Raw genomic sequence first — 11,795 nt, 5'->3', positions numbered from 1 at the left:
CCCCTTATCTCTTGGCGATCTGCCAGATTAGGCGTCGAGAGGCGGCGTGGTCGACCGATAACCCATAGGTCTGAGCGACCGCGGGAGAGCGAGGTCGCCACGCCGCAATCTCCTGGCAAACGCCCGAACAGTTGCTCGAGTAGGCGCTCGTAACGATAAGGCTGGGCTGCCCAGGAGAGCTCTCGACCCGTCGAGCATAGCGGAGTTGATCATGAACGAGAGTGTCGGAATCGATGTCTGCAGGCAGTGGTTGGACGTGCATGTGCATGGCTTGCAGCAGGCGCGGCGATTTGCCAATCAGGCCACGGGCCTGCGTCAGTTGCGTGACTGGCTGGCGCCGCTGACGTTGTACCAAGTGGTGGTGGAAGCAACCGGGGGTGCTGAGCAATTGGCGCTGGACACGCTGCATGCTGCCGGCCTGCCGATGGTGCGGATCAATCCGCGCCAGGCGCGCGATTTTGCCAAGGCCACCGGTCAGCTGGCCAAGACCGATCGGCTGGATGCGCGTGCGTTGGCACACATGGCGGCGGTACTGCCGCTGACACGCTATCAGCCGTTGGAGGACTGGCGCCGGCAACTGCGCGCCTATCAGCAGCGGCGGATGCAGGTGGTGACCGTCGTGCAGCAGCAGCGCCAGCAGCTGTCTACGCTTACCGATGCCTGGCTCAAGCGGCAGGCGCACAGCGCAGTGCGGCAGTTGCAGCAGCAGGTGGCGCAGCTGGACGCACGCATCGCCCAGCAATTGGCCGCGCGTGCAGAGTTGCAGGTGCTGCGTCAGGTCAAAGGTGTCGGCCCGGTGCTGCTGGCGAGCCTGGCGGCACAGCTGCCGGAACTGGGCCAGCTGAGCGGCAAGGCCATTGCCAAGCTGGTCGGGGTCGCACCGCTGGCGCGCGACAGCGGCGCGATGCGTGGGGTGCGGCGCATCTGGGGCGGGCGGGCCGGCATCGGCCAGGTGCTGTACATGGCCACCCTGGTGGCCGTGCGCTTCAACCCGCCACTGCGCGATTTTTATCAACGGCTGCGTGACAAGGGCAAGGCCGGCAAAGTGGCCCTGGTGGCGGCCATACGCAAGTTGCTGGTCATCCTCAACGCCAAAATGCGGGATCAACTGGCGGCTGCCGCCGCCAGTTGATCAAGACAGTTGCTCTCCCGNGGCAAAGTGGCCCTGGTGGCGGCCATACGCAAGTTGCTGGTCATCCTCAACGCCAAAATGCGGGATCAACTGGCGGCTGCCGCCGCCAGTTGATCAAGACAGTTGCTCTCCCGTAGGAGAGGGGCTTGCTGCTGCGGTCAGCTGAAAAAACCCTTTAAACCGGACGCATATCCGGCGTATTTGGAGCCTGGCCGGCAGGCTAACCGGATGGCAGTCACCGGCTACTGGTACCGAAAGACGCGCATTGCTCGGACAACAGATGTTGAGGGGCCATACCGCCGCACGCCTCACCAATTCCCGATTCCCGATTCCCGTCCGCGTTCCCACCGTACAATGACGCAATGACGACCCTGTTCATTTCCGATCTGCATCTGGATCCGGCGCGGCCGGCGATCACCGAGCTGTTCCTGGAGTTCCTGCGCATGCAGGTCCCCGGCAGCGATGCGCTGTACATCCTTGGCGATCTGTTCGAAGCCTGGATCGGCGACGACACCCCGTCGACCGCGGCCGACGCGGTCGCCCTGGCGCTGCATGCGGTGGCCGATGCGGGCGTGCCGGTGTTCTTCATGGCCGGCAACCGCGACTTCCTGGTCGGCGAACACTATGCGCGGCGTGCGGGTTTCCGCATCCTGCCCGACCCCACGGTGATCGACCTGTACGGGCACACCACCCTGCTGATGCACGGCGACCTGCTGTGCACAGACGACACCGCGTACCAGGCCTTCCGCGCGCAGACGCGCGACCCGGTGTTTCAGGCGCAATTCCTGTCGCAGCCGCTGGCCGCGCGCGTGGCGTTTGCGCAGCAGGCACGTGCCGCAAGCCAGGCCCGCTACGCCGAACTCCAGCAAGGCGATCAGGCGCAACTGGAAACCGTCACCGATGTCTCGCCGTCCGAAGTGGAGACCACCTTTGTGCGTTACGGTGTGGATCGCCTGATCCATGGGCATACCCACCGCCCCGCCATCCATACCATGCAGGCCGGCGACCGCACCTGCACGCGCATCGTGCTGGGCGACTGGTACGAACAAGGCTCGGTGCTGCGCGTGGATGCCGACGGCGTCGCGCTGGAACAGCTGCCACTGTAGTGCGCCGCCAGTGTGTTGCGAGCGGCCAACCCGCCGCTCACGTACCAGCGAGCACTACCTTCGCGCTGCGGCCGGGAGTCGGCACCTGCCGGTATTGAAGACGCCTGTGGTGAAGCGCAGGCCCTACTGCAAGCTGCGCGCGCGCTCGGCATAGTCGACGAAATCGGCGTTGACCACGTCGTACCATAACACCGTGCCATCGGCCTGCACGCGGAAGCGGTCGCGCACCGGGCTGGTCTGCGGGTCACCGGGGCAGCCATTGCCGTGGCGTTCGTGGACGGCAAATTCAAATGCATCAGCGGCAGGTGTATCGCCGGCTTCGGTAAGGATGCTGATGCAGTTGTCCGGATACGCATGATCGCGCTGCAGCTGCGCTTGGAGCACATGCAGTGCGCGGGCCTCGGCATCGTTGCCGGTCACTACTGCCGAGGTTGCCGCGGCAGGCGTGGGCGTGCTGACGGCGGGCTCGGCCGGTTGCTGCCGGCAGCCGATGATGGCCAGCGCGACCAGGCACGCGAGGGCATAACGCAAGAACGTGGACATGAGGACTCCGCTGGACAGGACGTGGCCGGCGGGTACCGGCGGTGTCTCTAGTCTGCGCGATCATCGTGTGCGGGAGTAGCGCTCCTGCCCCGGCACCTGACCGGTGCCGGGGCAGGAACGGCAGGCACGGCGTCAGCGGAAGCCGGCGATCGTGGCCTTGGTGTTGACCAGCACGCGCTGGTTGTCGGCGGTACTGGCATTGCCCATCGGCACGCCGTTGTAGCTGATGTTGGGATTGGACCAGTAGTTCAAGCGCGGGCAACCACTGGTGCAGTCGTAGGCCATGATGGTGCGCCAGCTGTTGCCGTAGCGATACCCGTGACCGTAGGCATACGGCGATGTGCTCGGGTCGTTCGTGGCATCGTGACGCGCGCTCTGCAGGTGGCCGATTTCATGCGCGAAACTGTAGTAGCCGGTCGCGCAATCCCAGTACACCGAGGCGAATGCACTGGCCGCATTCGACCCAATGCCCGAGGCCAGGCCGCAGTAACTGCTGTTGTCCAGCACGATCACGCCCACGTCCGCGGTGTAGGTATTACGGCTGGTGTGGATGCTGTCCATGTAACCGTCGTTGGTCACCCGGAAGCGCTGCAGGTCGGTGGTGAAGTTGCCGGTTTCGGTGTAGCTGGTGGTCTCGTAACGCGCCAGCTGCAAGGTGATGCCGACGTTGCTGTTGATGTAACCCTGGTTGGCTTCGGCCACCGCCAGCTGCACCAGCGATTGCATGTTGCCGCCATACGCGGTCACGGCCTTGTTGGTGGCCACGACCAGTACGCGGATGGTGGCCGGGCTGCCGGATGAGGCAGCAGCGATGGTCACGCGCCCGTCGCCCGGCATGTCGAACTTGGGCAACAGGCTGTACTCGGCCGGATGCTCCTGCGGCATGCGCTGCTCGTCGACCTGCACCAGCACGTGGCGGCCATCGGCAAGCGGACGCAGGCGATAGAGCTTGCCGGCATAGCGAATCGTGCCGGTCACGGTGTCGCCGCTGCGCGCCAGGATGGCCGAGTTCATCGGGTCCACGCCCGACAGCGTGCGCGCGCGCGTGCCGGCACGCGGGCCGAGATTGCCGTACCAGACGCTGTCGCCGCCCTCCAATGCATCCACCTTGGCCTGCGTCGCAGTGATGGTCTGGCCGTCCAGCTGCAACTCCAGCAATTTTTCGCCGGCGGTCACCGCACCTGCATCGAGCTGGACCACCTGCGCATTGGCAGTGGACGGAGCGCTCAACAGGCGTTGCAGCGAAGGTTCGGCTGCAGCGGTGGCGGTGGCACTGCGGCTCAGCGCAGGGCCGGTTTGATACAACGGCTTGCCGGCAGCGGCGGCCGAGCCGGCCAGACACATGGCAATCAGACCGACCGTGGTGCACATCGACTTCGACTTCATCGTCTTTCTCTCCTAAGACATGAAAGTTACGGATGTGAAACACCGGGCCCCTGTCCCCGGGACGCCATTAGGACGCGTGTAACTGTACAGAATGCAAGTTGTTGTAACGGAAAATTATGTTTCTGTGATGTTTACCGATACATGGATGCGATTCCAGCAGCTCTCCAACGAGAACCAGCGCACAGTCCTACTGAGAAGAGCGCGTTCCGAAGGCGCGTGCAAAACGAGCACAAGCCGCATTCACGGACAACTGGGCGATCCCGCGTCGTCATGCGGATCGCTGCACATAGACCTGATTGCGTCCGCCACGCGATTGGCTGCGTCGATCCTCACCTGTGTTGCAGACACCGCGCCGCGTCGGAGTCGTGCAGGTGGCGTGTGCCGCCACGTCGTCATGCATGGCACCGCGTGCATCGATACCCGCCTCATCGGCCATGACGTGAAGGTGCGCTCAAATCTGTGGCGCGTGACGCGGCGTGTGTGGCGTCATTGGAATCCGCGCACGCATGCGTCAGGTGGATTCACAGCACAGGTCACGAACGCAGATTCGCCGCTCCCGTGCAGGCACCCTCAGCCAGCCTGCTCCACCAAGTCGGCTAGCTCGTCCTCGTCGAAACCGGCAAGCAGGCGCGCCTGCAGATTGAACGGCCCATGCAGATACCCGCCAGCGTATTCGCGCAGCAGAGCCTTGAAGCGTGCGCGCGGCTCGACGCCGGCCTGCTCGCAATACCAGCGGTACCAACGCGAGCCGGCGGCCACGTGCGCCACCTCTTCGCGCAGAATGGTTTCGAGCACCTCGGCAGTGGCAGCGTCGCCGAGCGAACGAAGTTTGACGATCATCGCCGGTGTCACGTCCAGGCCGCGCGCTTCGAGCACCCGCGGCACCAGGGCCATGCGCGCCAGGCCATCGTGTGCAGTCTTCTCGCACATTTCCCACAACCCGTTATGCGCGGCGAAATCGCCGTAGTCGTGGTCGTGCGCCTGCAATCGTGCGCGCAGCAGCATGAAGTGGCGCGACTCGTCATCAGCTACCGCGACCCAATCGGCATAGAACGCCGCAGGAAGCCCGCGAAAGCGATACACCGCATCCCAGGCCAGATCGATGGCGTTGAGTTCGATGTGCGCAATGGCGTGAATAAACGCAGCGCGCCCTTCCGGCGTGCCCAGTCCACGGCGCGGCAAGTCGCGCGGATGCACCAGCAGTGGCGTTGCCGGACGGCCTGGCATACCGATCGGCGCAGGCGCAGACGCCGCCGGATCGAGCGTCAAGACGCCTTCGCGAAAGGCGGCTGCGTAGTGCTGAGTCAGCGCGACTTTCTGTCGCGGGTCGGCCTGGTCCAGGCACAGGCGCGCGGCGTCGAACAGATCCGCGCTTGCGAACGGATCGCTGCTCACTCCGTTGGCCGCACGGGGCACTGACACGCTGCAAAAACGCATTGCGCTGGCACTTGTTCGCGCGTAGGTAGCTGCCCGTTGCGCAGGCGCGCTTCATCGAGCGTGTCGATGGCTGCAGCGTTTTGTTTGCCGCACCCCGCCGACACTCTCCGCACGCCAACCAGCGCGGCCAATTGGCCGCCCTGGTTCGGTGACTCAGGCGCGGCGACGCTTCTTGGCATCGTCCGAGCGCAGCTGCTGGATGCGTTCGAAATACCCTGGCTCGATGCCGGTGATGTATTCGCCGTTGAAGCACGAGGAATCGAACTGCTTGATGTCCGGGTTGCCCTCGCGCACCGCCACTTCCAGGTCTTCCAGATCCTGGTAGATCAGCCAGTCGCAGCCCAGAAACTCCTGGATTTCCAGCTCGCTGCGGCCATGCGCGATGAGCTCTTCGGCCGCCGGCATGTCGATGCCGTAGATGTTGGGGTAACGCACCGGCGGCGCGGCCGAGGCCAGGTACACCTTGCGCGCACCGGCATCGCGCGCCATCTGCACGATCTGCCGGCTGGTGGTGCCGCGCACGATGGAATCGTCCACCAGCAGCACCACGCGGTTGCGGAATTCCAGGTGGATCGGATTGAGCTTGCGGCGTACCGATTTCTGCCGTTCGCCCTGCCCCGGCATGATGAAGGTGCGGCCCACATAGCGATTCTTGACGAAGCCCTCGCGGTATTTCACGCCGAGCACGTTGGACATTTCCAGCGCCACATCGCGCGAGGTGTCCGGGATCGGGATGATGGTGTCGATGTCATGGTCCGGGCGCAGGCGCAGGATCTTTTCGCCCAGCTTCAGGCCCATGCGCATGCGCGCCTTGTGCACCGAGATGTTGTCGATCATCGAATCGGGACGCGCGAAGTACACGTACTCGAAAATGCACGGCGCATGGTCGGTCGGTGCGGCGCACACTTCCGAGAACAGCTCGCCGCGCGCGGTGATCACCAGCGCTTCGCCCGGGCGCACATCGCGCACGCGCTGGTAGCCGAGGATATCCAGCGCTGCCGATTCGGAGGACACGATGTATTCGGTGCCTTCGGCGTGTTCGCGCTTGCCCAGCACCAGCGGGCGGATGCCGTGCGGGTCGCGGAACGCCACCAGGCCCAGGCCCAGCACCACGCTGACCACCGCATAGCCGCCCTTGCAGCGGCGGTGCACGCCAGCCACCGCGCGAATCGCCGCTTCGGGGGTGAGCATGCGCTGCGCGTCCAGCTCGTAGGCGAACACGTTCAGCAGCACTTCGCTGTCCGAATCGGTGTTGATGTTGCGGCGGTCGGCTTCGAACACCTGCTGGCGCAGCGCCTCGGTGTTGATCAGGTTGCCATTGTGCGCCAGCGCGATGCCGTACGGCGAATTGACGTAGAACGGCTGCGCTTCGTCCATGCCTTCCGACCCGGCGGTCGGGTAGCGGCAGTGTGCGATGCCGACACGGCCCTCAAGCACCGCCATCTTCTTTTCGTCGAAGACATCGCGCACCAGGCCGTTGGCCTTCTGCACGCGTAGACGCGTGCCGTCGGCGGTGGCGATGCCTGCGGCGTCCTGCCCACGATGCTGCAGGACGGTCAGGCCGTCATACAGCTGCCCGGCGACGCTCTGGTTGCCGACAATACCGACGATGCCACACATGGTGCGTGTTCTCCGCTTCGGCTTGCGCCGTTACTGTGAAGGTGGCCGTGCCTGGCCATGGGACTCGACCCGCGCGGGGTCGCTTTCTCCGCCGCGAACCTGCGCCGGATCGATATTGGCCGGCATCGCCTGCGCCGGATCGCGTCCGTCGCTGGCGGCCTTGCCGGGTTGCTTGCCAAGGGCACGCGTGATGGTGTCGCTCAGCCCGGAGCCCGCAAGCGCCTTGCCCAGGTCCGCATTATCGCCTGCCGGGGGCAACTTCCCCAACTCCGTTGGCAGGTTGCCGAGTTCCATCGATGGCATCTCCATCGACGGCATCCGCCACGCCGGCAGTTGCGCCCGCATCCAGCCCGCACCGGGCTGCAGTACCGGCAACAGCACCGACTGCCGCCATGCCGCCTCGCGCGGCAACGGGGTGAACCCCATCAGCAGCACCAGCACGCTGGCCAGGAATGCGCCGCGCACCGCGCCCAGCCCGAACCCGAGCATGCGATCGGTGCCGCCGAGCTTGATCGCATCCACGCCCGCGCGGATCACCATGCCAATCACTGCCACGCTGATCAGCACACCGACGAACACCATGGCGTAGCCGCCGAACGATTCGGTCGCAGACGGGTGCCTGCCATCGGCCAGCCAGCGCGCGGCCGCGCCGCCGAACAGGAAGGTAGCCCAGCCGGCCAGCAACCACGACAACGTGCCCACCACGATGGCGACAAAGCCGCGCAACAAGCCCAACAGGGCCGACACCAGAATAATGACGCCCAGCACCATGTCGATCATGGGCAACCTCTCCGCGTGGCGCGCGCGCCGTGAATGCAATTGGGCTCGGTCGTCACTGCCCTCCCCTCCATGGGTGCGAGGCGTTCGAACATCCAGCAGCTGCAGGCGCGCAGTGCAGGCAGTGAGCAGACACGTGACGGTCCGCCGACAGTGCAGTGTACGAGCGGCTGCCACCTGCGCGGCGGCCGCGTTTGCTTGCGGCCGGCACGGCGATTACGGATGCGGACGCACCATGCCGGAGATACCGACCTTGGCTGCCACCTGGGCACGCAACTGTTCGGCATCGCTGCGATTGGCGACCGGGCCGACACGCACACGATTGAGTGCGCCCTTGTCGGTGCGGACCTGTTCGACGAATGCGCTGAAGCCGGCGGCGCGCACGCGGTCGCGCAGCGCATTGGCGTCTTCGGCGCGGCCGAAGGCACCCAGCTGTACCGCAAACCCGATGCCGCTGGCAGCCGGCGCTGCCGGGGCCGTGGGGGCAGGCGCAGCCGGCTTGGCCATTTCGGGCTTGGCGGGCTCCGGCGTTGCCGGGGTCCTGGCGACCTCGGTCTTGGCCGGTGCCGGCTTCGGCGCCTCGGCCGACTTGGGCGCGGCGGCAACCGGCTTGGCCGGCTCCGGCGGCAGGCTTTCGGTCCTGGTGGCGGCAGGCGTGCCAGCGGCAGTGGCGGTGGTGCTGCTGGCCGGCTTGGGCGCCGGTGCCGGGGTCGGGGTTGCCACCGGCGGCGGAGCGCTGGCGCTCGCATCCAGCGTCACCACCTGGGCGTTGACGTCGCTGCGGACCTTCACCGCCTGCAACCGGGCCGATTCGGCCTGGGCCTGATCGGCATACGGGCCTACGCGCACGCGCCAGGCCGGACGACCGCTGATCTGGGTCTTTTCGCTGAAACCAGGCAACTGCGCCTGCTTGAGCCGGGCGATCACCGCATCGGCATCGGCGCTGGTGGCGTAGGCGCCGAAGTTGACCGCGTAGTTGCCGGCCGCCACGTCCGGCGCGGACGGGGCGCTGGAGGGCGCGGCCAGATCGGCGGCGTCGGGGTTGTCCTGCACCGTTGCCGGGGCGCCGGGGGCACCGGCCATGCCCAGCGCGCCACCGGCCGGGGCATTGCCCGGCGTCACCAGCGGCAACTCACGGGTTTCGAATTCGCCCTTGCCGGGCGCGGCAGGCGCCTCGAGCGGCACATCGGCCACGCCGCTGGACGGCGCAGGGCCCTTGACCAGCATCGGCAGGAAGATCACGGCGAGCGCCACCAGAACGATGGCGCCAATCAATCGCTGTTTCAGAGCAGTGTCCACAGAAGAGAGCTAGAGGCGGCGTGGCGGGGTGCCGCGGCGATTATAAGGCCGGCGCCACCCCGACGACCTCAGCGGGCTGAATGAAGTGCGTCAAGCGCGTCGGCCACGGTGTGAAACGAGCCGAAGACCAGCACGCGGTCGCCGGGGCTGGCCGTGTCCAGGACCGCGCGCACTGCGACGGCAACATCGCGATGACACGGCGCCTGCGCGGCGGCACTGCCTTGCAGACGGGCCTGCAACGCCTGCGCCGATTGGCCGCGCGCGCCTTCAAGCCCCGCCAGCGCCCAATGGTCGATCTGCCCAGCTACTGCCTGCACCACGCCCCGCACATCCTTGTCGGCCAGTGCGGCGTAGATCGCATAGGTGCTGCCGGCATGCGCCTGCGTACCGAGCGCGGCGGCCAGCGCGCGCGCGGCCTGCGGGTTGTGTCCGACATCCAGCAATACCTGCACGCCATCGACCTCAAGCCGCTGCAGTCGCCCGGCCACTTGCGCGTTGCCGATACCCTGCGCCCAGGCTGCGTCGGGCACTTCCACCGGCAATGCCTGCAATGCGGCGATCGCGGCAGCGGCGTTGGCCAGCTGCACCGGCGCGTGCAGTACCGGCATCGGCAATTGCAGCGTCACTGCCACATCGTGCCAGCGCCAATGCGGCACGTCGGCTTGCGGGGTCTCACCCTGCCCTGCGTCGATCGGCTCGAAGAAATAATCGCTGCCGGCGCGGATCGCATTGGCACCCAGCTGGTAGGCGCGGCGCAGCACGCTCGACGGCGGGTCGATCTCGCCCAGCACCACCGGCTTCCACGCGCGGATGATGCCGGCCTTCTCGGCACCGATCGCCTCGCGGTCCCCGCCCAGCCAGTCGGTGTGGTCGATATCGACCGTGGTGATCACGGCGACGTCCGAGTCGACGATATTGACCGCATCCAGCCGTCCACCCAGGCCGATTTCCAGCACCGCCAGATCCAGTGCGGCGCCCTGGAACAGCCACAAGGCCGCCAACGTGCCGAATTCGAAGTAGGTCAGCGCGGTGTCGCCACGCGCCGCTTCGACTGCGGCAAAAGCAGTCGTCAGCGGTGCATCGCCGGCCTCTTCGCCATCGATACGCACACGCTCGTTGTAACGCAGCAGATGCGGCGAGGTGTAGGCGCCCACCCTCCACCCGGCAGCACGCCCGATCGCCTCGATGAAGGCCACCGTCGAGCCCTTGCCGTTGGTGCCGCCCACGACGATGACGTGCTTGGCTGGCGCTTCGATCTGCAGACGCGCAGCCACCTCGCGCACGCGCTCCAACCCCATTGCGATACTGCTGGGGTGTTGCTGCTCGATGTAGGCGAGCCAGTCGGAGAGTGTGGTGGGAGTGTTCACGGGGTTACCTGATGTCGTGCGTCGCGCCGCGCATTATCGCGCTTGCGATGCCGCTGTGGTCTTTGAATCATCACAGCAGTTACTGCATCGGAGTCATGTGGCGCCGACGATGCAATCCATTTCGATTGACGCGTCTGTCGGCAGAGAGAACTAATATCTGGCACGCACGCAATGTCAGGAAGATCGGCAGACTTTTGAATTCCATCCGATGGCATCGCCGGTTGCCGGTGCGCTGACGCCTTCAATGCTGGGCCGGAGACCGAGCCCTCTCAACGCCGTGACTTAGCACCCATCGCGGTTGCGTCCTGCCGGACGCGCTACCCGTCAGATCGCCTTCGAGCGGCTATCAACACGTAGCGGGCGGTCGTCAGGTGTGTACGCCGCGGAGGAACGGGCGTGCACGCGTGGTACATGCCGATTCGAGCACCGGCGGCGCCCGCCTGGCAGCCGCGCAGTCGTTTTGCTAGCTGCTCTTATAGCGCCCGATGCTTGGCCTCACCAAAGAACGGTGTGTGGTGCGCACAGTCGTTGAGGCGCACCACTTCCAGGTGCTCGACGTCATCGCCTTCGAGCAGGTTCAGCGTGGTCGGGGCCTGGCAGAAGCTCCATAGCCTGGACAACGGCAGGCCCAGGATCTTGCACAGGATCACGCGATTGACCGCATCATGCGCAACCACCAGCAGGGTGTCGTCGGCGACCAGTCCGTCGGCGGCGCGCGCCAGGCCGCGCCAGCTGCGGTCCAGCACCTGGCGCAGCGATTCGCCGCCGGGCATCAGCACGGTATCGGGTTCCTCGCGCCATGCGCGCAGGCGTGCCGGGTCCTTGTCGTTGATTTCGCTTGCAAGCAACCCTTCCCATTCGCCGTGCGCGATTTCCTGCAGGTCGGCATCGGTCTGCAGCAGCGATAGGCGCGACGCTCCCAGGGCAGCCTTGGCAGTGGCCTGCGCGCGCGACAGCGGCGAGGCGACCGCGCGGGTGATCTGCAAGGCCTGCAGCCGTTCGCCCAATGCGCGCGCCTGGCCTTCGCCGACCGGCGACAGCGGAATATCGATCTGGCCCTGGTAACGGCCTTCGGCGTTCCACGGCGTCTCGCCGTGACGAGCAAGCAGGATGCGCATGCGCTGAGAG

At 66.2% G+C, this 11,795-nt stretch carries 10 protein-coding genes and 1 other RNA gene; 2 read left to right on the top strand and 9 right to left on the bottom strand.

Features of this window, described 5'->3' with window-relative positions; translation table 11 throughout:
* Positions 1 to 211: 211 nt before the first annotated feature.
* Together XCSCFBP4642_RS0107555 and lpxH are read left to right on the top strand one after the other, a co-directional pair.
* On the top strand, positions 212 to 1,132 hold the full coding sequence (locus XCSCFBP4642_RS0107555) for an IS110 family RNA-guided transposase (protein WP_029218350.1): 921 nt from the start codon (positions 212 to 214) through the stop codon (positions 1,130 to 1,132).
* A gap of 362 nt (positions 1,133 to 1,494) precedes the next feature.
* The gene (lpxH, locus tag XCSCFBP4642_RS0107545; RefSeq protein WP_029219263.1) at positions 1,495 to 2,238 is read left to right on the top strand and encodes a UDP-2,3-diacylglucosamine diphosphatase; all 744 of its coding nucleotides are present in this window, start codon (positions 1,495 to 1,497) and stop codon (positions 2,236 to 2,238) included.
* A gap of 123 nt (positions 2,239 to 2,361) precedes the next feature.
* On the opposite strand, the gene XCSCFBP4642_RS0107540 is transcribed toward lpxH, so the two are convergent.
* The 9 genes from XCSCFBP4642_RS0107540 to XCSCFBP4642_RS0107505 form a co-directional block, all read right to left on the bottom strand.
* Positions 2,362 to 2,781, bottom strand: a complete 420-nt coding sequence (locus XCSCFBP4642_RS0107540) for a hypothetical protein (protein WP_029219262.1) — start codon at positions 2,779 to 2,781, stop codon at positions 2,362 to 2,364.
* Positions 2,782 to 2,913: 132 nt separating this feature from the next.
* Positions 2,914 to 4,167 (bottom strand): zinc-dependent metalloprotease, encoded by a 1,254-nt coding sequence (locus tag XCSCFBP4642_RS0107535; protein WP_029219261.1) that lies wholly within the window; start codon positions 4,165 to 4,167, stop codon positions 2,914 to 2,916.
* 570 nt (positions 4,168 to 4,737) lie between these two features.
* Positions 4,738 to 5,583 carry a ferritin-like domain-containing protein gene (locus XCSCFBP4642_RS0107530; protein ID WP_029219260.1) on the bottom strand — a complete coding sequence of 282 codons (846 nt, stop codon included), beginning with the start codon at positions 5,581 to 5,583 and terminating at the stop codon, positions 4,738 to 4,740.
* Between the two features lie 174 nt (positions 5,584 to 5,757).
* Positions 5,758 to 7,224, bottom strand: coding sequence for an amidophosphoribosyltransferase (gene purF / locus XCSCFBP4642_RS0107525; protein ID WP_029219259.1), 1,467 nt, complete (start codon positions 7,222 to 7,224; stop codon positions 5,758 to 5,760).
* Between the two features lie 30 nt (positions 7,225 to 7,254).
* Positions 7,255 to 8,004, bottom strand: coding sequence for a CvpA family protein (locus XCSCFBP4642_RS0107520; RefSeq protein WP_029219258.1), 750 nt, complete (start codon positions 8,002 to 8,004; stop codon positions 7,255 to 7,257).
* Positions 8,005 to 8,217: 213 nt separating this feature from the next.
* Positions 8,218 to 9,300: an SPOR domain-containing protein gene (locus tag XCSCFBP4642_RS0107515; RefSeq protein ID WP_029219257.1), complete on the bottom strand. Its 1,083-nt coding sequence runs from the start codon at positions 9,298 to 9,300 to the stop codon at positions 8,218 to 8,220.
* Between the two features lie 68 nt (positions 9,301 to 9,368).
* Complete coding sequence (gene folC / locus XCSCFBP4642_RS0107510) at positions 9,369 to 10,598, bottom strand: bifunctional tetrahydrofolate synthase/dihydrofolate synthase (protein ID WP_425480184.1); 1,230 nt, start codon at positions 10,596 to 10,598, stop codon at positions 9,369 to 9,371.
* A gap of 410 nt (positions 10,599 to 11,008) precedes the next feature.
* Positions 11,009 to 11,080, bottom strand: a non-coding RNA gene (locus XCSCFBP4642_RS26615) — sX9 sRNA.
* Between the two features lie 60 nt (positions 11,081 to 11,140).
* Positions 11,141 to 11,785 (bottom strand): histidine phosphatase family protein, encoded by a 645-nt coding sequence (locus XCSCFBP4642_RS0107505; RefSeq protein WP_029219255.1) that lies wholly within the window; start codon positions 11,783 to 11,785, stop codon positions 11,141 to 11,143.
* Between the last annotated feature and the right edge of the window lie 10 nt (positions 11,786 to 11,795).

This window comes from Xanthomonas cassavae CFBP 4642 (assembly GCF_000454545.1).
Taxonomy (GTDB): domain Bacteria; phylum Pseudomonadota; class Gammaproteobacteria; order Xanthomonadales; family Xanthomonadaceae; genus Xanthomonas; species Xanthomonas cassavae.
Note: the sequence above shows the minus strand (reverse complement) of the source record. Positions and strands in the feature narration are given on the sequence as shown.